23 protein-coding genes are annotated in these 18,944 nt (G+C 71.8%); 9 read left to right on the top strand and 14 right to left on the bottom strand.

Annotated elements, in window-relative coordinates:
• Positions 1–86 precede the first annotated feature (86 nt).
• A complete protein-coding gene (locus ACWC1K_RS16600; protein ID WP_450831974.1) occupies positions 87–467 on the top strand; it encodes an anti-sigma factor antagonist in 381 nt (126 codons plus the stop codon).
• 6 nt (positions 468–473) lie between these two features.
• On the opposite strand, the gene tuf is transcribed toward ACWC1K_RS16600, so the two are convergent.
• Both tuf and ACWC1K_RS16590 read right to left on the bottom strand, forming a co-directional pair.
• A complete protein-coding gene (gene tuf, locus ACWC1K_RS16595; protein WP_450831972.1) occupies positions 474–1,667 on the bottom strand; it encodes an elongation factor Tu in 1,194 nt (397 codons plus the stop codon).
• Between the two features lie 54 nt (positions 1,668–1,721).
• Positions 1,722–2,675: a ribose-phosphate diphosphokinase gene (locus ACWC1K_RS16590; RefSeq protein ID WP_450831970.1), complete on the bottom strand. Its 954-nt coding sequence runs from the start codon at positions 2,673–2,675 to the stop codon at positions 1,722–1,724.
• A 194-nt stretch (positions 2,676–2,869) separates the two neighbouring features.
• On the opposite strand from ACWC1K_RS16590, the gene otr(A) reads away from it, so the two are divergent.
• Positions 2,870–4,732, top strand: coding sequence for a tetracycline resistance ribosomal protection protein Otr(A) (gene otr(A) / locus ACWC1K_RS16585; RefSeq protein ID WP_450831969.1), 1,863 nt, complete (start codon positions 2,870–2,872; stop codon positions 4,730–4,732).
• Between the two features lie 78 nt (positions 4,733–4,810).
• Here otr(A) and sigJ read toward each other — a convergent pair whose 3' ends face one another.
• Complete coding sequence (gene sigJ, locus ACWC1K_RS16580; RefSeq protein WP_450831967.1) at positions 4,811–5,749, bottom strand: RNA polymerase sigma factor SigJ; 939 nt, start codon at positions 5,747–5,749, stop codon at positions 4,811–4,813.
• 150 nt (positions 5,750–5,899) lie between these two features.
• Here sigJ and ACWC1K_RS16575 point away from each other — a divergent pair, with 150 nt between their 5' ends.
• Positions 5,900–6,988: a nuclear transport factor 2 family protein gene (locus ACWC1K_RS16575; RefSeq protein ID WP_450831966.1), complete on the top strand. Its 1,089-nt coding sequence runs from the start codon at positions 5,900–5,902 to the stop codon at positions 6,986–6,988.
• A 21-nt stretch (positions 6,989–7,009) separates the two neighbouring features.
• Here the strand turns inward: ACWC1K_RS16575 and ACWC1K_RS16570 are convergent, their stop codons facing one another.
• Entirely contained in the window at positions 7,010–8,200 is a 1,191-nt protein-coding gene (locus ACWC1K_RS16570) for a cytochrome P450 (protein ID WP_450831964.1), read from the bottom strand.
• A gap of 143 nt (positions 8,201–8,343) precedes the next feature.
• Between ACWC1K_RS16570 and ACWC1K_RS16565 the strand changes: the two genes are divergently transcribed.
• Positions 8,344–9,006 carry a DUF4230 domain-containing protein gene (locus ACWC1K_RS16565; protein WP_450831963.1) on the top strand — a complete coding sequence of 221 codons (663 nt, stop codon included), beginning with the start codon at positions 8,344–8,346 and terminating at the stop codon, positions 9,004–9,006.
• Here ACWC1K_RS16565 and ACWC1K_RS16560 read toward each other — a convergent pair whose 3' ends face one another.
• From ACWC1K_RS16560 to ACWC1K_RS16535, 6 genes are read right to left on the bottom strand one after another with little or no spacing between them, the layout of a single operon-like run.
• A complete protein-coding gene (locus tag ACWC1K_RS16560; RefSeq protein WP_450831961.1) occupies positions 9,007–10,773 on the bottom strand; it encodes a complex I subunit 5 family protein in 1,767 nt (588 codons plus the stop codon).
• On the bottom strand, positions 10,773–11,120 hold the full coding sequence (locus tag ACWC1K_RS16555) for a sodium:proton antiporter (protein ID WP_450695972.1): 348 nt from the start codon (positions 11,118–11,120) through the stop codon (positions 10,773–10,775). Before ACWC1K_RS16555 ends, ACWC1K_RS16560 begins: the two co-directional genes overlap by 1 nt.
• Before the next feature lie 8 nt (positions 11,121–11,128).
• Entirely contained in the window at positions 11,129–11,869 is a 741-nt protein-coding gene (locus tag ACWC1K_RS16550) for an MnhB domain-containing protein (RefSeq protein WP_450831960.1), read from the bottom strand.
• Positions 11,866–12,126, bottom strand: coding sequence for a Na(+)/H(+) antiporter subunit B (locus tag ACWC1K_RS16545; RefSeq protein WP_450831958.1), 261 nt, complete (start codon positions 12,124–12,126; stop codon positions 11,866–11,868). Before ACWC1K_RS16545 ends, ACWC1K_RS16550 begins: the two co-directional genes overlap by 4 nt.
• The gene (locus ACWC1K_RS16540) at positions 12,119–12,571 is read right to left on the bottom strand and encodes an MrpF/PhaF family protein (protein WP_450831957.1); all 453 of its coding nucleotides are present in this window, start codon (positions 12,569–12,571) and stop codon (positions 12,119–12,121) included. The genes ACWC1K_RS16545 and ACWC1K_RS16540 overlap by 8 nt, the downstream gene beginning before the upstream one ends.
• On the bottom strand, positions 12,568–12,750 hold the full coding sequence (locus ACWC1K_RS16535) for a hypothetical protein (protein WP_450831955.1): 183 nt from the start codon (positions 12,748–12,750) through the stop codon (positions 12,568–12,570). The genes ACWC1K_RS16540 and ACWC1K_RS16535 overlap by 4 nt, the downstream gene beginning before the upstream one ends.
• Positions 12,751–13,008: 258 nt before the next feature.
• On the opposite strand from ACWC1K_RS16535, the gene ACWC1K_RS16530 reads away from it, so the two are divergent.
• Together ACWC1K_RS16530 and ACWC1K_RS16525 are read left to right on the top strand one after the other, a co-directional pair.
• Positions 13,009–13,662 (top strand): VanZ family protein, encoded by a 654-nt coding sequence (locus ACWC1K_RS16530; protein WP_450831953.1) that lies wholly within the window; start codon positions 13,009–13,011, stop codon positions 13,660–13,662.
• A 137-nt stretch (positions 13,663–13,799) separates the two neighbouring features.
• Entirely contained in the window at positions 13,800–15,029 is a 1,230-nt protein-coding gene (locus tag ACWC1K_RS16525) for a ricin-type beta-trefoil lectin domain protein (protein WP_450831951.1), read from the top strand.
• Between the two features lie 9 nt (positions 15,030–15,038).
• Here the strand turns inward: ACWC1K_RS16525 and ACWC1K_RS16520 are convergent, their stop codons facing one another.
• Both ACWC1K_RS16520 and ACWC1K_RS16515 read right to left on the bottom strand, forming a co-directional pair.
• Positions 15,039–15,275 (bottom strand): hypothetical protein, encoded by a 237-nt coding sequence (locus ACWC1K_RS16520; RefSeq protein ID WP_450831950.1) that lies wholly within the window; start codon positions 15,273–15,275, stop codon positions 15,039–15,041.
• Between the two features lie 44 nt (positions 15,276–15,319).
• On the bottom strand, positions 15,320–15,463 hold the full coding sequence (locus ACWC1K_RS16515; protein WP_450831949.1) for a hypothetical protein: 144 nt from the start codon (positions 15,461–15,463) through the stop codon (positions 15,320–15,322).
• 39 nt (positions 15,464–15,502) lie between these two features.
• Between ACWC1K_RS16515 and ACWC1K_RS16510 the strand changes: the two genes are divergently transcribed.
• Complete coding sequence (locus tag ACWC1K_RS16510) at positions 15,503–15,769, top strand: hypothetical protein (protein WP_450831948.1); 267 nt, start codon at positions 15,503–15,505, stop codon at positions 15,767–15,769.
• Here the strand turns inward: ACWC1K_RS16510 and ACWC1K_RS16505 are convergent.
• Positions 15,759–16,004 (bottom strand): hypothetical protein, encoded by a 246-nt coding sequence (locus tag ACWC1K_RS16505; RefSeq protein ID WP_450832156.1) that lies wholly within the window; start codon positions 16,002–16,004, stop codon positions 15,759–15,761. The genes ACWC1K_RS16510 and ACWC1K_RS16505 overlap by 11 nt on opposite strands.
• 132 nt (positions 16,005–16,136) lie before the next feature.
• On the bottom strand, positions 16,137–16,940 hold the full coding sequence (locus ACWC1K_RS16500; RefSeq protein WP_450831946.1) for an SDR family oxidoreductase: 804 nt from the start codon (positions 16,938–16,940) through the stop codon (positions 16,137–16,139).
• 111 nt (positions 16,941–17,051) lie between these two features.
• Between ACWC1K_RS16500 and ACWC1K_RS16495 the strand changes: the two genes are divergently transcribed.
• Together ACWC1K_RS16495 and ACWC1K_RS16490 are read left to right on the top strand one after the other, a co-directional pair.
• Positions 17,052–18,092, top strand: a complete 1,041-nt coding sequence (locus ACWC1K_RS16495) for a PHP domain-containing protein (protein ID WP_450831944.1) — start codon at positions 17,052–17,054, stop codon at positions 18,090–18,092.
• A 38-nt stretch (positions 18,093–18,130) separates the two neighbouring features.
• Positions 18,131–18,787, top strand: a complete 657-nt coding sequence (locus ACWC1K_RS16490; protein ID WP_450831943.1) for an HAD family hydrolase — start codon at positions 18,131–18,133, stop codon at positions 18,785–18,787.
• The last annotated feature ends 157 nt before the right edge of the window (positions 18,788–18,944 follow it).

The following is an 18,944-nucleotide window of genomic DNA, read 5'->3' as shown; positions in this document are numbered from 1 at the left end:
CTCGTACGCTCGCTGCACGATGTCACCCCGGCCCCCGGTGACCTGCAAGCCCGCAGCGGACGGAGCAGGTTGGAGGCGATGTCGTCGTGCACCAGGAGCCCGCACCGCCGACCCGGCATCTGCGTGTCCACCACGACCGGGGCCATACGGTGCTGGAGTTCCGCGGCGAGATCGACATCGCCGCGGCCATGGAGATCGCCCCCTTTCTGGACCGGGTCACGGCACGCCCCGATGTCCGCCTGGTGATCGACCTGGGGCCGGTCGACTTCTTCGACTGCTCCGGGTTACGCCTGCTCTACCGGGCCCGCGCCCGGGTCCTCGACCAGGACGGCGAGCTGCGGCTCGTCTGCACGCACCCGCTCACCCTGCGCATCATGCGGGTCACCGGACTGACCCGGCTGCTGCCCCCACACCCGACCCTGGACGCGGCCCTCGGTCAGCCCGAGGCCACGTCCGGATCGTGGTGAGGCTCCCTACTTGAGGATCTTGGTGACCTGACCCGCGCCGACCGTCCGGCCGCCCTCGCGGATGGCGAACTTCAGGCCCTCCTCCATGGCGATCGGCTGGATCAGCACGACGTGGATGCCGGTGTTGTCGCCCGGCATGACCATCTCGGTGCCCTTGGGCAGGGTCACCACACCGGTGACGTCCGTGGTGCGGAAGTAGAACTGCGGGCGGTAGTTCTCGAAGAACGGCGTGTGCCGGCCGCCCTCGTCCTTGGACAGGATGTACGCCTGCCCCTCGAACTCGGTGTGCGGGGTGACCGAGCCCGGCTTGATGACGACCTGCCCGCGCTCCACGTCCTCGCGCTTGACGCCGCGCAGCAGCAGACCGACGTTCTCCCCGGCCCGGCCCTCGTCGAGCAGCTTGCGGAACATCTCGATGCCGGTGACGGTGGTCTTCGTCTTCTGCTCGTGGATGCCGATGATCTCGACCTCGTTGTTGACGTGCAGCACACCGCGCTCGATCCGGCCGGTGACGACGGTGCCGCGGCCGGTGATGGTGAAGACGTCCTCGATCGGCATGAGGAACGGCTTGTCCACGTCGCGCTGCGGCTCGGGGACCGCCGTGTCGACGGCGTCGAGCAGGTCCAGCACGGACTGGGTCCACTGCGGGTCGCCCTCCAGTGCCTTGAGGGCGGAGACCTTGACGACCGGGACGTCGTCGCCGGGGAACTCGTACTCGCTGAGCAGCTCGCGCACTTCCAGCTCGACGAGTTCCAGGATCTCCTCGTCGTCCACCATGTCGGTCTTGTTGAGGGCGACGACGATGTACGGCACGCCCACCTGCCGGGCCAGCAGCACGTGCTCCTTGGTCTGCGGCATGGGGCCGTCCGTGGCCGCCACGACCAGGATCGCGCCGTCCATCTGGGCCGCGCCCGTGATCATGTTCTTGATGTAGTCCGCGTGACCGGGGCAGTCGACGTGCGCGTAGTGCCGGCGCTCGGTCTGGTACTCGACGTGGGCGATCGAGATCGTGATGCCGCGCTGCCGCTCCTCGGGCGCCTTGTCGATCTGGTCGAACGGCGTGAACGGGTTCAGGTCGGGGAACCTGTCGTGCAACACCTTGGTGATGGCCGCCGTGAGCGTCGTCTTGCCGTGGTCGATGTGACCGATCGTGCCGATGTTCACGTGCGGCTTGGTCCGCTCGAACTTCGCCTTCGCCACTGCAACCCCTCCTGAGCATCCCTGTGATGCCGAGCGTTGCTCGCTACCTCATGTCTATTCGCTTCGCGGCGCGTCGAACAGGGCGCTGACGGACTCCCCGTTGTGAATGCGTCGTACGGCCTCGGCGAGGGCGGGGGCGATGGACAGGACCCGCAGCTTCTCGGTGCGCTCCTCCTCCTGCACCGGCACGGTGTTGGTGCACACGATCTCCAGTACGTCGGGCTGCTCCCCGATCCGCTTGAGCGCCCCGGCCGCGAACAGTCCGTGCGTACAGGCGACACGGATCGACCTCGGCCCCAACTCCCGCAAGCGGTCGAGAAGTTCGAGGACGGTACTGCCCTTGGCGATCTCGTCGTCCAGGACGATGACGTCCCGGTCGGTGACCTCGCCGATCACGGAGCTGATGGAGACCCGGTCGTCCGCGTAGCGCTGCTTGGCGCCGGCGGCGACCTGGGCGCCGATCATCCGGGCGAAGGCGGCCGCCTCCTTGGCGTTGCCGAGGTCCGGCGAGACGACGGTCGTGCGGGACAGGTCGTACTGCCGGAAGTGTGCGGCCAGTTCGCGCCGGGCGTGCAGATGGTCGACGGGTACCGAGAAGAAGCCGTGCACCTGCGGCGAGTGCAGCGTCATGGCGAGGACACGGCTCGCGCCCGCCGCGACCATCAGGTCCGCGACGAGCCGGCCGCCCAGGGAGATCCGGGGCGCGTCCTTCTTGTCGGAGCGGGCGTAGGAATAGTGCGGCATGACGACGGAGATCCGCGCCGCCGACGCACCGCGGGCCGCGTCGCACATCAGCAGCAGTTCCACGAGGTGCTCCTGGACCGGCCGGACCAGCGGCTGGATCAGGAAGACGTCCCGCTCCCGGCAGTTGGCCTGGAGCTGCACCTCCAGACAGTCGTTGGCGAAACGGCTGACCCGGGTGGGGCTGAGCGGCACACCGAGATGCGCGCAGACCTCCGCGGCCAGGTCGGGGTGGGCGCTGCCGCTGAACACGGAGATGTCTCGCACGATCCGCTCCTCGCGTGATCATTCCGGGGGACGGGCTCATGCTACTGACCGCGGAAATTCGGTTGCGGTGCGCCACCGGCCGCACGCCATGATGTCCCGGTCCGAGTCCCTCACCTCAGGAGATCCCATGCGCCGACTCCTCGGAATCAACCAGCGCCCCCATCGGCCCACGGTTTTCGAGGACTCGACCCCGCATGCACACCCTGAACATCGGCATTCTCGCCCACGTCGACGCCGGTAAGACCAGCCTCACCGAGCGGCTGCTGTTCGACCACGGAGCGATCGACCGGCTCGGCAGCGTCGACGGCGGTGACACCCGTACGGACGACGGGGAGATCGAGCGCCGGCGCGGCATCACCATCCGCTCCGCTGTCGCCGCGTTCACCGTCGGTGACACCCAGATCAACCTCATCGACACCCCCGGGCACTCCGACTTCATCGCCGAGGTCGAGCGCGCCCTGGAAGTCCTGGACGGGGCGGTGCTGCTGCTGTCCGCCGTGGAGGGCGTCCAGGCACAGACGAGGGTGCTGATGAGGACCCTGCGGCGGCTGCGGCTGCCCACGCTCGTCTTCGTCAACAAGATCGACCGTGCCGGCGCCCGGTCCGCGGGCCTGCTGGCCGACATCCGGCGCAGACTGACGCCGTACGTCGCACCGCTCACGGACGTGAGGGGCATCGGCACCGCCGACGCCCGCGTGACCGTACGCCCGCCCGGGGATCCACAGCTGGCCGAGGCCCTCGCCGAGGTCGACCCGGAGGTCCTCGCGGCGGTCGTCGACGGTCCCGCGCCCACGCCCGACGACCTCCGCAAGGTACTCGCGGCGCGGACCGCCGACGGCTCGTTCCACCCGGTCTTCTTCGGCTCGGCCCTCGGCGGGCAGGGCGTCACCGAGCTCGTCTCGGGAATGGTCGGGCTGATCCCGCCGGCACCCACGGCCGAGGGCACCGCCCCGCGCGGCACGGTGTTCGCGGTGCGCCCCGGCGCGGGCGGCGAGCGGACGGCGTACCTTCGGCTCCACGACGGCGAGGTGACACCGCGGCAGCGTCTGACCCTGCTGCGGCGCGAGGCCGACGGCCGCACCACGGAGGTCTTCGGACGGGTGAACCGCCTTGAGGTCATCGGCCGGGACGGGCCGCTCACCGCGGGGAACATCGCGGCGATCGGAGGTCTTGGCGGGGTGCGGGTGGGTGACCGGCTCGGTGAACTCACGGACCGCGCCCCGCAGTTCGCGCCCCCGACGCTGGAGACCGTGGTCCGTGCCCGCCGCCCCGAGCAGGCGGCGCGCCTGCGCGAGGCCCTCCTCGCCCTCGCCGACCAGGACCCGCTGATCCACGCCGGGCCGGCGCCCGCGGGGGCCACCGCGCTGCTCCTCTACGGCGAGGTCCAGATGGAGGTGATCGCGGCGACGCTCGCCCAGGACTTCGGCGTCGAGGCCGACTTCGAGCCGGGCCGGGTGCGGTTCCTGGAGCGGCCACGGGGGGTGGGCGAAGCCTGCGCCGAGATGCCGTGGCACCTGGGCACGCGGTACTGGGCGACCATCGGGCTGCGCGTGGAGCCCGGCCCGCGCGACTCGGGTGGGGTGTTCCTGTACGAGACGGAACTCGGCGCACTCCCCCGCGCCTTCCACCAGGCGATCGAGGACACGGTGCACACGAGCATGTCGACCGGGCTGTCCGGGGCGCCGGTGACGGACTACCGGGTGACGCTGATCCGCTCCGGCTACTGCTCGCCGATCAGCACGGCGGCAGACTTCCGGGGCCTCACCCCGATCGTGCTGCGCCGCGCGCTGGAGGCGTCGGGGACCCGTCTGTACGAGCCGTTCCACGCGTTCGAGGCGGAGGTGCCGCTCGACGCGCTGGCTCCGGTGACCGCCGAACTCGCCTCGCGCGGAGCGGAGTTCACCGGAACCACGGCCGGCTCGTCGTCCTGGCTGATCACCGGCGAGCTGCCGGCCCGCCGGGTGCGCGAGGTCGAGCTACGGCTGCCGGGCCTGACGCACGGCGAGGGCGTGTGGTGGTCGCGCCCGTCGGGTGACCGGGAGCTGCGGTCGCACTGAGGCCTGTTCGAGCGGGGGGATCGGTGTCTGCCGCGGTCCGAACGCTGCCGTGTTCCGGACCGCTCATCGGCCCGCTCGTCAACTGTTCCGCCAGGGACGGAGCTTCTCGGGGTTTCGCACCGCCCAGATGTGCCGGATCCGATCGCCCGCGATCTCGAACGCGAACACGGTCGCGATGGTGCCGTCCTGCCGCGCCACCAGCCCGGGCAGGCCGTTGACCGTGCACTCCACGAACGTCGTGCGGTGGCCCGCCACCCGCGCGATCTCGGCGTAGGCGTGTGCGATCTGCTCGCCTCCCACGATCGGCTGCAGATGGGTGACGGCCAGCCCGCCGCCGTCGGCGGTCGCGGTGGCGTCGGGGTCGAGCAGGCCGATCAGGGAGTCGATGTCCTTGGCCTCCCACGCCGTTCTGAACCGCCTGACGATGGCGGCCTGCCCGGCGCTCGGGCTCGCCGGAGACTGCGCGGTCCGGACGCGACGGCGGGCCGACGCGGCGAGTTGGCGGCAGGCTGCGGGAGTGCGGCCGACGATCTCGGCGACCTCGCCGAAGGGGTAACGGAAGACGTCGTGCAGGACGAACGCGACGCGCTCGGCCGGGGTCATCGCATCGAGAACCACCAGGAAGGCCATCGTGACCGACTCGTCGAGGGTGACCCGGTCGGCCGGGTCGGTCCCGCCGGTGCCTGAGCGCCCGGTGATCCACTCCGTGGGCTCGGGCAGCGGTTCCGGGATCCAGTCGCCGACGTACGTCTCCCGCCTGGCCCGCGCCGAGCCGAGCAGGTTCAGGCAGATGCGGCCGGCCACCGTCATCAGCCAGGCGCCGGGCTGCTCGATGGCCTGCTGCTCCTGTGCGGACATGGCGTACCAGCGGGCGTAGGTCTCCTGCACGACGTCCTCGGCGTCGGCCAGGGACCCGAGGAGCCGATAGCCGAGGTTGATCAGCCGGCGCCGCTCGCTCATGATCGCGTCGATACGCGGTTCGCTCTGATCGTCGCCGGTCTCGGCTCTGGTGGTCATGGTCCGGACGTCTCCCTCGCTCGCTGCTGTGCCTCTACCCGATACGACAGGACAGCGCGCCGGAATGTGAGGCCGATGCGCCGCCTCACATTCCGGGGGGCTGCGTTGTCGTACCGGCGAGCACGACATCACGATGCAGAGGAGACTTCGATGAACGACTTCCAGGCCATCGCGGACCGCGTCGAGATCGAGGCGCTGCGCGGCGAGTTCACCGACGCGGCGATGATGCGCGACCGGCCCCGTCTGGCGTCACTGTTCACACCGGACGGAATCCTGCGCATGCCCAACATTCCTGTCGAGCAGGTGGGCCGCGAGGAGATCATTGCCGGGGGTGAACGGCTGCAGAGCCAGTGGGACTTCTTCGTGCAGAACACACACCCCGGCACGATCCGGCTCGACGGCGACACCGCGACCGGACGCGCCTACATCCAGGAACTCGCGCGCGCCCTCGACGGACGCCAGGGCCTGAACTACGCCGTCTACCACGACCGTTACCGGCGCACTGAAGAGGGCTGGAAGTTCGCCGAGCGGGTGTACGAGGTCAGGTACCTCGACACTTCCCCGCTGGCGGGCACGGCGCCGCGCACCGGTACGGATCCGGCAGGCACCGCGGCCACCCCGGCTGCGGCCCCGTCCTTCGCCGACCCGGCGTCACCCGAACAACTGGAGCGGGCAGCAGCCGCGCTGCGAGCCAACGGGTTCGCCGCCGAGATCCTCGACGACGCGGTGGCCGCGCGTGTCCGCATCAAGGATCTGGTCCCCGAGGGCGCCCGCGTGCTCACCGGAGCCAGCGAGACCCTGCGGCTGTCCGGCATCGACGAGGACATCAACGCCGGTGGCCGCTACGACGCCATCAGGCCGCGCGTTTTGGGCATCGACCGTGCCACCGGCGCCGACGAGATCCGCAGGCTCGTCGCCGCTCCCGATTTCGTCGTCAACAGTGTCGCCGCGCTCACCGAGACCGGCTCGCTCGTTCTCGCCTCGGGCAGCGGCAGCCAGATCCCCGCCAACGCGGGTGGCGCCGGCCACGCGGTCTGGATCGTCGGCGCACAGAAGGTGGTGCCCGACCTGAGCACAGCGCTGCGCCGCGTGGAGGAGCACGCCCTCCCGCTTGAGGACGCCCGCGCCCGGGCGGTGTACGGGATGCCCAGCGCGGTCAACCGCCTGCTGATCCTCAACGCGGAGCCCCGCCCGGGGCGCGGCACCGTGCTGCTTCTCCGGCAGGCCATCGGATTCTGACCCGGTCCCCTCAGGGCGCCTTCACCACGACACCGGCAGCCGGCTCGGGCTTCGTGTCATCTGGCCTTCCCTCCACTCGATCGTCGTGGTGGTGAACTCGGGGCGCAGACCGGGGAAGCGGGCCGCGAGGCGGTGCAGGGCGAGGCCGAGTTCCAGGCGGGCGAGCCAGGCGCCGAGGCAGTGGTGGGGGCCGGCGCCGAAGATGACGCCGGGGGCGGGCAGTGGGGTGAACAGGTCGGGCGGGCCGGGCGGGAACACGTCGGGGTCGCGGCTGGCGGCGTTGGTCTGGACGGCGACCACGCTGCCCGCCGGGATCGTCACGCCGCCGACCTCGGTGTCCTCGACGGCGCGGCGGATCAGGCCGGGCAGCAGCCGCCCCTCGCTGAGCGGGACCGCTCGCAGCAGTTGTTCGGCCGCGACCGCCGCCGTCTCCTCGTCCTCGGCGAGCCCGGGCCAGGCCTCCTGGCGGTCGGTGAGGAGGTAGACGACGATGTTGCCGAGGGCCGTCATGGTGGTCTCGTGGCCTGCGACCACCAGTCCGCACACCAGCGTGACCAGTTGCCGTTCGTCGATGTCCAGGCTGTCGCCCGCCGCCACCAGGCCGCTCACCAGGTCGTCGCCGGGGGCCTTGCGCCGCTGGGCGACCAGATCGGCTGCGAAGGCGCCGAACTCGTGCATGGCCTCGACGACCTGCTCCCGGGTGTGCGCGCCGCCGGAGAGCGCGTGGTCCGCCCAGTGGCGGATGCGCTCGCGGTCCACGTGGTCGAGCCCCATCAGGCGGGAGATGACGGAGACGGGCAGCGGGCGGGTGAAGCCCTCGATGATGTCCGCGGGACGGTCCTGTGCGGCGAAGTCGTCGAGGAGAGTCTCCACCACCGAGGCCACCCAGGGGTGCCAGCGGGCGATCGCCCGGGGCGTGAACGCCCGCTGGACGGTGCCGCGCAGCCGTTGGTGGGCCTCGCCGTCCTGGTTGAGGAGCCCGTTCGGGTCGTCCAGCAGGTTCGGTACGACGAGCAGCGGCGGGGCGTCCTCGGCGTGCAGGGAACTCCTGTTGAACCGGGGGTCCATGAGCACCTGGCGTACGTCGGCGTAACGGGTCACCAGCCACACCGGGGTACCGGTGGCGAGGGTGGCGGGGCGGGGCGGTCCGGGTTCGGGGAGGTCGATGCGGTGCATGGGGCTAAGGGGCCGGGACGTGCTGTGTGTACTCATCCGGGACTCCAGGCGCGCCGGTACGGAGAGTTCTCCACGCTAGTGCGCCCTGCGTGCCCCCGTCAGCGGTGTCATTCGGCCAACGGCCCGGTCTGACAAGGGTTTTGAGGGGCATGCGCACTGTAGGAAGGAGGGCCGTCGCCATGACGACTCCCATCAGGCGCATGTCCAGGCGCATGCCCGGCTGGGCGAAGGCGGTGAGCGCCGTCGTGCTGGTGCTCGTGGTGTTCTTCGCCGGGATCCGGCTGAGTGTGCTCCCTGGCCTCAAGGACCTGTTCGGCACCGAAACGCACGACCGCTCGGGACCCGCACTGCTCCAGTCCATCCAGGACATGAGCCGTTACGACGCCGCCTCCGGCAACTTCCAGGTCGTCGTCGACCTGGAAAAGGACACCAAGTACCTGCCCGACGCGATCCGCGGCTCCCGCACGCTGTACATCGGTGCGGGCACCGTCGACGCCTACGTCGACCTCGGCAAGGTCGGCAAGGACGACGTGACGGTCAACGGCGACCGTACGTCCGCCACGCTCCGGCTGCCGCACGCGGCGCTCGGCAAGCCGGCCCTCGACCCGGACCGCTCCTACGCCGTCTCCAAGCAGCGCGGTCTCCTGGACCGGCTCGGCGACCTGTTCTCGGACAATCCCAACAGTGAGCAGGCCGTGCAGAAGCTCGCGGTCAGGCACATCGGTGACGCGGCCAAGGACAGCGGTCTGACCCGGCGCGCCGAGTCCAACACCACCGACATGCTCGACGGTCTGCTGCGTTCCCTCGGTTTCAAGGAGGTGCATGTCAGCTACGGCAGCTGATCAGCCGCCCCCCGCCACCCCCGGCAGGGCAAGGGCGCCGAGCAGTGCGGCCCCCACCAGCACCCAGGCGACGTAGTCCCCGACATGCCCGGACTGCAGGCGCCGCAGCGGCAGCGCCCAGTCGGGGGCGGCGAGCAGCCTGGGGCGGGTGACGGCGACGGCGGCGAGTCCCAGGGCGAGCAGGGTCGAGGCAAGGCCCAAGAGCACGCCGGGCAGGGTCCAGTGCGGGGTGGAGACCACCACCCCGCCGGAGCCCGCCTCGCTCATCCCGTGCGCCACGAGCCGGGCGAAGCCGGGGGCCACGCCGACGGCCAGCGCGGCGGCGAGCAGCACGGTGGGGACCACGGTCATCGGGCCTGGGACCCGGCTGATGCGGTGGCCGGTCTCGGGCTGCTCGCCGGAACCCGACGTCTCGTACTCGCCGTGGTCGGGCGGCGTGGGCCCGAGGCCGAGGAAGACGCGGGCGGCGACCCGCAGCACCGCACCGGCGGTCACCGCGCTCGCCACCACGTACACGACGGTGAGGGGGCCGCCCACGGCCTCCTCGGCCACGGACTTGCCGAGTGACGTGCCGAACGGGGGCAGTCCGGCGAGAGCGAGGCCCCCGGCGGTGTACAGGACGGCGAGCCCGCGCAGCCGTCGGGCGCGCCCGTGCAGGGCGTGCTCGTCGACGCTGCCGTACCGGTCGAGGAGGATGCCGGTGCAGGCGAACAGGGCGGCCTTCACACCGGCGTGGCCGAGGATGTACAGCGCGACCCCGTCGTCCGCCTCGGGCCTGAGGACGCCGATCCCGATGAGGAACAGGCCGGTGTGGGCCACCGTCGAGTACGCGAGCAGCCGTTTGAGGTGCCGCTGGTACCAGCACATGACGGCGCCGATCACGGCCGTCAGCACGCCGAGCACGACGAGCACCCGCGTCAGTTCCCCGGCGGGCACCCCGCCGGGCCCGGAGAACACGCTCCCGTACACCCGCCAGACGCCGTACGTGCCGAGTTCGACCATGACGCCCGACAGCAGCATGCACACGGGCGTCGGCGCGACGGCGTGGGCGTCGGGCAGCCAGAAGTGGAAGGGCACGGCGGCCGACTTGACCAGCAGTCCGGTCAGGACCAGGACGAAACCGGTGAGGACGAGCGCGTCGGGCCCGCCGTGCCGGTCCAGGCCGCGCCCGATCTGGGTCAGCGCCAGTTCGCCGGTCCGGGCGTACAGCAGCCCGAGGCCCATCAGCGTGGCGTACGCGCCGAGCGAGGTGACGACCGCGAAGGTCAGCGCGCCCTGGACGGCCTTGGCCTCCTCGACGCGGGTGCCGGTCAGTGCGTAGGCGACGACGCTCATCAGCTCGAACCAGACGAACATGTTGAACAGGTCGCCGGCGAGCGCGAAGCCGCACATGCCGCCCTGGAAGAGCAGCATCAGCGCGGGGAAGGACCCCGCGTGGCGGCGGGGCGGTTCGTCGAAGTAGTGCCAGGAGTACGACAGTGCGGCCAGGGTCAGCAGTGAGGCGAGCGCGGCCATGCCGAGGCCCGGCCCGTCGCCGGTCAGGACGATGCCGACGCTCTCGCCGTTCACGGGCTGCCAGCCGCCGACCCACTCGGTCATGGGCGGTGAGGAGTTCAGCAGCAGCACGATCGCGAGCCCGGCCGCGCCGGCGGAGACGGCGCATCCGACGGACTCCGCGGCCACCCGGGGCAGCCGGCGGCCCGCGGCGGCCAGGAGGGCGGCCCCCAGCAGGGGTACGGCGACGACGAGGGGCAGCAGGTCGTTCATCAGCCGCGCAGCTCGGAGAGTTCGTCGGGGTCGACGGTGCCGTGGCGTTTGGCGATCTGCATGACGAGCGCGAGCAGCAGCGCGGTGACGGTGGCGCCGACGACGACGTCGGTGAGGGTGAGCGCCTGCACGACCGGGTCGACGACGGGCCGGGAGCCGGGTTTGACGTCGGAGAACACCGGTGCGGTGGCGCCGTCGCGGTAGCCCACGGACAGCAGCAGCACATAGGTGCCGGCCTGGCACACGGACAGGCAGCCGACGGCGTGGATCAGGTTGCGGCTGGTGGCCAGGCCGTAGCAGCCGACCAGGAAGACCCAGGCGGCGACCAGGTACGGCAGTACATCCATCACGGCCCTCATGTGCCGCTCTCCTCCTCGATCTCGACGGCCTGGTCCAGGAAGCGGGCGAGCAGCACGACGACCGCGCCGGCGACCTCCATGCCGATGGCCGCGTTCAGCAGCGGGACGGTGCCGCCGGAGGACAGCGTGTTGAACGTGCCGTACGGCAGCAGCGTGTTGGCGAGGAAGGCGGTGCCTCCGATCAGGCCCGCGATGCCCATCACCAGGTAGGCGGAGGCGGCGAGGGCGTCGGCGACCTCGAAGGCGCCGATCGGCCTGATACGTTCCAGGGCCGCGTAGTCGGCACCCAGGTAGAGCAGGTGCAGGGCGGTCGCGGCGACCACTCCGCCCTGGAAGCCGCCGCCGGGGCTGAGCTGGCCGTGGGCGATGACGTACAGGCCGCTGAGCAGGGCGACGGGCAGGACGACGAGGGCGTAGCGGCGGACCGGCAGGGCGACTTCGGCGGGCTCGGGGCGGGCGCGGTGTTCGTCGCGGGTCTGGCGCAGCAGCATCACGCAGCCGAGGACGGCGGAGAACAGGATGGTCATCTCGCCGAGGGTGTCGAAGGCGCGCTGGTCGAAGTTGACGGAGGAGATGGTGTTGGCGGTCCGCCGGGCCAGGGAGGCGTGCACGGCCCGGTCGCCGTAGGGGTGGCGGTCGCCGCCGAAGTGCGGCAGGTCCAGGCAGGCGACGACGAGCAGGGCGGCCAGGCCCGCACCGCCTACGAGCAGCACCCACAGCCGGGCGCGGCGGGTCACCGCTCACGCTCCTTGCCCTGCGCGCGCCGCTTGATCTTGCGGACGGTGAGCATCAGCAGCAGCGGCGTCAGCGCGGAGCCGACGGCCAGTTGGGAGAGCGCGACGTCGGGCGCCTGGAGCACGGTGAACAGGACCGCGAGGACGATGCCCAGGAGGGACAGGACGAGGGCCTGGCGCATGGGGTCGCGGGTTGCCACGGCCGCGGTCGCGCAGGCCGCGACCAGCAGCAGGGCCACGACGATCACGGCGTCAGCCACCGCGGACCCCCCGGAATCCGCCGGCCAGGGCCCGCGAGGCGATGATGTTCCCGCTGATCAGCAAGGCGCCGATGACGAGGAGTTTCACCATGGCCCGGCCGGGGCCGGTGGCGATGCACAGGGCGGTCACGGCGGCCGCGCCGAGGCCGGCGACCGTCAGGGTCGGCCCCCAGGCGCGCGGCGGGTCCTCGGCGAGTTCCTCGGCGAGCAGCCGGGCGAAGACGAGGGTGCCGACGGGTCCGAGCAGGGCCAGGACGAGGCCGAGGTCGACGTAGGAGGGGCGGTCGTAGGCCTGGGAGAGGAGGAGCAGGCTGGGGCAGGCGAGCGCGGATGCCAGGTTCTGGGCCACGACGCGGCGGCGCAGCGGACCGGTGGTCACACCCCACAGCGCGGTGCCCAGTCCGCCGGCGAGACCGACGGTGGCGGCGAGCGTCCAGCCGTTCACGCCCCGCTCACCGCCCGTCGTGCGCCCCGGGCCGCAACCGCGCCCACGCCGGCGCAGCCCGCGCCGACGAGGAGTTCCAGCGTGTCGACGGTGCTGATGAGGACCAGCCACAGCAGTCCGAGCGCGATCCACCAGCCCAGCAGCTCGACCACGGTGAACAGGGCCGTTCGCGGGGTCATGCGCCACCTCCTCGGGCTCTGCTCGCGCACCGCCACATGCCGGATGTCCGGTACATCCGGTATGTCCGTCCCGCGGCATCCAAACATCGCGGCGGGCGCCTCGGACGGCGGCGCGCTGGCTTCCACCGCCGGAGTGCCCCTACGGCAGGAAGGGAAACCGCGAGGACATCCGGGCCGCGCCGGCCGGGCGGCGGCATTCTCGGCCGCCGAGCGGGTAACCGCCTTAGAACGCAGGGAAGTTGAAGACTGGAGGACCTGATGGGCCGTGCAGCCTTGCGAGCACGTTCAGCGTTGCGCCTGCGTACCACCAAGACCGGCACGTCCGAGAAGCCGAAGAGGTTCGCGAGAAAGGCCAGGAAGCCGGAGAAGGCGAAGAAGTCCGCGAAGCCCGGGGGCACGTCGCAGCCCGCTCCTCGTGAGCGACATGTACTGGCCCTGCCGATCCGGCTGCTGGCGATGCTGTGCGCCTTCGGGTTCATGGTGGCGTTCGCCGTGGTGCTGGCCCGGCTGACCCTGCAGCCCTCCCCCGCCTCGGTGGCGATGGCCCACACCAACCTGCATCCGGGCAGCACCCTGCGGCTCTATCTGGACCAGCCGGCGTTCCGGGACGCCGTGAAGCAGATCGGCGGCAATGTGCTGCTGGGCGTTCCGTTCGGCATCCTCGTGCCGGTCGTCGCGCCGCGGGCACGCGGATTGCTGCGGGTGCTGGCGCTGACCGCGGTGGTGATGCTGCTCGTGGAGTTCGCCCAGGGAGCCCTGGTCGAGGGCCGGGCCTTCGACATCGACGACGTCATCCTCAACACCGCGGGGGCGCTGGTGGGTTACCTCCTGCTGGGGCGGCGGCTGAGCCGGGCGGTGCACGCGCGGGAGCGGCTGCCGCGACGGGCGGCGAAGCGGGCAAAGGGCGCATAGCTCCTCCGCTCAACTCCTGGTCCGTACCAAAGTATTGACGCCCACTTATCTCACTCCTTAAATCAAGAGGCGACGCCTGCACCCCCCACCTCGGCCGGCGCCTGGGTGCGCCCGGCCGCCGTACGGAAGGAAGTGCCGTGGCCTCCCCACGCCTGCTGCGCAGATGTCTGTTCGCCGCCCTGTCCGCCGTGCTGGTCGCCTCCGCCGCGACCGGTGCGGCGCAGGCGGATCCGCCCGGGGCGGCCGCCGCCGCGGTGGCGTTCTCCGACAGTTTCGACGGACCGGCCGGGGCCGCGGTCGACTCCTCGAAGTGGCAGACCGAGACCGGCGACAACGTCAACAACCACGAGCGGCAGTACTACACCTCGGGCACCCGGAACGCGGCCCTGGACGGCCAGGGGCACCTGGTGATCACGGCCCGGCGCGAGAACCCGGCCAACTACCAGTGCTGGTACGGAACCTGCCAGTACACCTCGGCGCGGCTGAACACCTCGGGGAAGTTCAACGCCCAGTACGGGCACGTCGAGGCACGGATGAAGATCCCGCGGGGGCAGGGCATGTGGCCCGCGTTCTGGATGCTCGGCACGCCCGTCAACTGGCCGGACTCGGGCGAGATCGACGTCATGGAGAACGTCGGCTACGAGCCGTCCACCGTGCACGGCACCATCCACGGCCCCGGCTACTCCGGCTCGGGCGGCATCGGCGCCGCCTACTCCCTCCCGAACGGGCAGGCCTTCGCGGACGCCTTCCACACCTTCGCCGTCGACTGGGCGCCCGACTCGATCACCTGGTCCGTGGACGGCAACGTGTACCAACGGCGCACACCCGCCGATCTGGGCGGCAGGACCTGGGTGTTCAACAAGCCGTTCTTCCTGATCCTGAACCTGGCGGTGGGCGGCTACTGGCCCGGCGATCCGGACGGCTCCACGTCGTTCCCGCAGCAGCTGGTGGTGGACTCGGTGTCGGTGACGACCGGCGACTCGGCCACCGGGGCGGCGATCAGGGGACTGGCCGGAAAGTGCGTGGACGTCGCCGGGGCGAACTCCGCCAACGGCACCCCGGTCCAGCTGTACGACTGCAACGGCACCGCCGCCCAGCAGTGGACCGCGGGCTCCGACGGCACCCTGCGCGCGCTCGGCAAGTGCCTGGACGTCACCGGCAACGGCACCGCGGACGGCTCGACCGTCCAGTTGTGGGACTGCACCGGCGGCCCGAACCAGAAGTGGACGGTCACCGCAGCGCACGACATCGTCAATCCGCAGGCGGACAAGTGCCTCGACGTGACCGGGAACAACTCGGCCAACGGCACCCGGCTGCAGATCTGGACCTGCTCGGGCGGCGCCAACCAGAAGTGGACGGTCGGCTGAGCCGGACCGTCAGTGCAGCTTCCAGGTGAACTTGTCGCCGCCGACCCAGCGCACCACGTCCGGGTCGTCCATGTCGTGCACCGTGATACCGAAGGTGGCTGCCGCCTCCAGGACGTCGGTGACGGACTTGGCCTCACCGATCACTTCGCCGTCGATCTCCACGATCCGGAACGGCGGCGTGCCCGGCTGCACCCCGAGCACCATGATCCGTGGATTGGAGATGTAGGGAGCTGCTTGTTCGGTCATGCAATAGAGCGTAGGACGCATCGGGCCCAGGTGGCTCGGGGGTGTCAGCGCCGCAGCAGACCGAGCACCGCCGCCCCGACGGCGCCCTGCGTCGCGGGACGGCCGAAGTCCCCGTGTTCACCCAGCCGGGTGAGCACGGGGGCGATGGTCTCCCCCTGCTCGAAGCGCTCCGCAACCCGGGGATCCATGGAGGAGGCACGGCACACAGCAGGGGTTTTGCCGAGGTAGTGGCTGACCTCGCGGACGGCGCGGCCGTCCCGGTGCCGGACAGCCGGCGCAGCGCCTCATCGAGGTCGTCGCCGAGCAGGTCGTGCCAGGCGGGCCGGTCCCAGCGGATCAGCAGCCGCTCCCCGCCGTTGCGGCGGCAGGGCGCGTACGACCGCGAGGGCCTGCTCGTCGACGAGGGCTCGTACGATCGCGGTGCCGCCCTTGGCCGGGTGGCTGAACGCGATCTCGCCGCGGCCGCAGGTGACGTGTTCGTCGTCAGGCCGTAGGGCTCGCTCCGGCGGGTGTGCCGGTCGCTGCCAATGCGGAAGAAGCCGAGGTCGAGCAGGCGGACGGCGCAGGCGGCGATGCGGGACCGGGACAGGCCGCGGCCGGCGAGGGCGACCTGGGCGCGCAGTTCGGGCAGAGCCCGGCGTCGTCGGTGCCGACGGCCTGAAGATGGCCATGGGGCCGGGGGCGGATCCACACCTGGCGCCAGGCGGGCGGGATGACCAGGGCCCGGATGCGGGCGAGGTACTCGGGGTCCTTCAGCGGTGCGCCGGTCCGGTCCCGGTAGCGGAAGCCGCGGCCGCGGCGGATGCGGGTGAAGCCGGGGCCGTCGCAGGAGCTGTGGGGCGCAGTCTCACGGCGGCCGGCTCAGGGGCGACGCCAGTCGTCGCTCCTGAGGTGGGAGCCGGCCTGCGGGCCCATCCGCAGCATGCCGCCGTCCACGCTCCAGGAGGCGCCTGTGACGTAGGCGGCGTCGGGGCTTGCGAGGAAGGCGATCACGGCGGCGACCTCGCGGGCGTCGCCGGGCCGTCCCACGGGGATGCCGGGGCGGGGTTCGGTGTGCACGTCGGTGTCCTCCTGGCCGGTCATCGGGGTGGCGATCTCGCCCGGCGCGACCGCGTTGACGGTGATGCCGTACTCGGCGAGCTCCAGGGCCATGACCTGGGTGAGCAGTCCGAGGCCGCCCTTGGCCGCGCAGTAGGGGGCGGCGCCGACCCGCGGCTGGTGCTCGTGGACGGAGGTCACGTTGACGATCCGGCCGCCGTCGCCCTGCCGGATCATGTGCCGCGCCGCCCGCTGCCCGCACAGGAAGGGGCCGATCAGGTCGACCTCGACGACCTCGCGCACCGTGTCCAGCTCCAGGTCGAGGAAGGGCGTCATGGTGCCCGTACCGGCGTTGTTGACCAGCACGTCGAGTCGGCCGAGCCGGTCGCACAGCTCGTCGACGGTGCCGGCCGCGGTGGGCAGCCGGGTGAGGTCCATCTGGGCCACGGCGGCCCGCCGGCCGTGGGCGCGGACCTCCTGAGCGGTCTCCTCGGCGCCCTTGAGGTCGCTGTTCCAGGTGATGCCGACGTCCATGCCCGCCCGGGCCAGACGGACGGCGGTGGCGCGGCCGATGCCGGAGTCGGAACCGGTGACCACGGCGACCTTGGCGGGAGCTGATGTGGGCATCGCCGACCTCCTCCTGGACGGTGCAGGGGTGCGCATCGCAGTACCCGGGTGCGCGCGGGACAAACCGTGCGGGGTGCCCGGGGCTGGGGAACCCTGGAGGAGGAGGTGCCCATGGATCCCGTCGAGGCACTGGAGCGGATCGCCTTCCTGCTGGAGCGGTCCCTGGCGCCGACGTATCGCGTCCGTGCCTTCCGTACGGCGGCCCGCGTGCTGGCGTCCCTGTCCGCGGACGAGGTGCGGCAGCGGGCGTCCGCCGGGTCGCTGGAGTCGCTCAAGGGGGTCGGCCCGAAGACCGCGCAGGTCGTCCGGGAGGCCCTGGCCGGAGAGGTGCCCGGCTATCTGCGCAAGCTGGAGGGCGAGGCGGAGGCGCCGAGCGGGGAGCGGGCCGGTGCGGGGCTGCGGGCCAGGCTGCGCGGGGACTGCCATCTGCACTCGGACTGGTCGGACGGCGGCAGCCCGATCGAGGAGATGGGCCGGGCCGCGAAGGCCCTCGGGCACGAGTGGGCGGTCCTCACCGACCACTCCCCCCGGCTGACCGTGGCCCGCGGCCTGTCACCCGAGCGGCTGCGGGAACAGCTGGACGTGGTGGCGGAGCTGAACACCACCTGGGCGCCGTTCCGTCTGCTCACCGGCATCGAATGCGACATCCTCGACGACGGCACGCTGGACCAGGAGCCGGAGCTGCTCGAGCGGCTCGACGTGGTGGTGGCGTCGGTGCACTCCAAGCTGCGCATGGACGCCCGCTCGATGACCCGCCGCATGGTGGCCGCCGTACGCGATCCGCACTCCGATGTGCTCGGGCACTGCACGGGGCGGCTGGTGACCGGGCGGGGGCGGCCCGAGTCGGAGTTCGACGCCGGGGAGGTGTTCGCCGCGCTGGCCGAGACGGGCACCGCCCTGGAGATCAACAGCAGGCCCGAGCGGCTGGATCCGCCGCGGCGGCTGCTGCGCAGGGCGGTCGAGGCGGGAGTGCTGTTCTCGGTCGACACCGACGCGCACGCGCCAGGCCAGCTGGACTGGCTGATCCTCGGCTGCGCCCGGGCGGAGGAGTGCGGGGTGCCGGCCGAGCGCGTGGTGAACACCTGGAGCCTGGAGGAGCTGCTGGCCTGGACCCGCTCGCGGCGCACGCCCGCAGGAGTGGCAGCAACCTGACGTGGTACTCGGGGCAGCGAGACAGCAAAGGAGTGCGCATGGAACGGGCGGCCGTGTTCGACGTCGACGGGACCCTCGTCGACACCAACCACCTGCACGTGGCGACCTGGTGGGAGGCCTTCCGGCAGGCCGGGCACAAGGTGCCCATGCACGCCATCCACCGCTCCGTCGGCCTCGGTTCCGAGGACCTCGTCGCCCGGCTGCTGGGCGACCGGCGGGACACCGACCAGGACGCCGAACTCAGCGCCGCGCACAAGGCGTTGTACGGCCAGTACTTCGACCGGCTGCCGGCGTTCGAGGACGCCGGGCGGCTGCTGCGGCGCCTCGACCACGACGGCTGGAAGGTGGTGCTGGCCACCTCCGCGAGCGGCCCGGAACTCTCCGCTCTGCGCCGCGCGATCTCCGCCGACGACGCGATCACCGCCACCGCGAGCGCGGACGACGTCCAGGAGGGAAAACCGGCTCCCGAGCCGGTCGAGCGCGCCCTGGAACTGGCCGGGGTGCCCGCGGAACGGGCGGTCTTCGTCGGCGACACCGTGTGGGACATGCGCGCGGGCAGTCGCGCCGGCGTGCGCTGTCTGGGCGTGCTGTGCGGCGGCGTCCCGCGCGCCGACCTGGAGGAGGCGGGAGCCGAGGCCGTCTACGACGACCCCGCGCACCTGCTGTCCGACTTGAAGAACAGCCCGCTGGCCTGAGCGCCCCGAACGGGTGACGCGGATCACCCCATGAGGCGTCGAACACCGGAACACCCAGCGGTAGTTCGCCGTTGAACCATCCGTGGGTGCGGATGGGACAGTGTCCCCGGGCCTCACCATTCGCCCACAGGGACGATCGTTCGGCTGAAGCCATGTG

Source organism: Streptomyces sp. NPDC001492, assembly GCF_053597275.1.
Note: the sequence above shows the minus strand (reverse complement) of the source record. Positions and strands in the feature narration are given on the sequence as shown.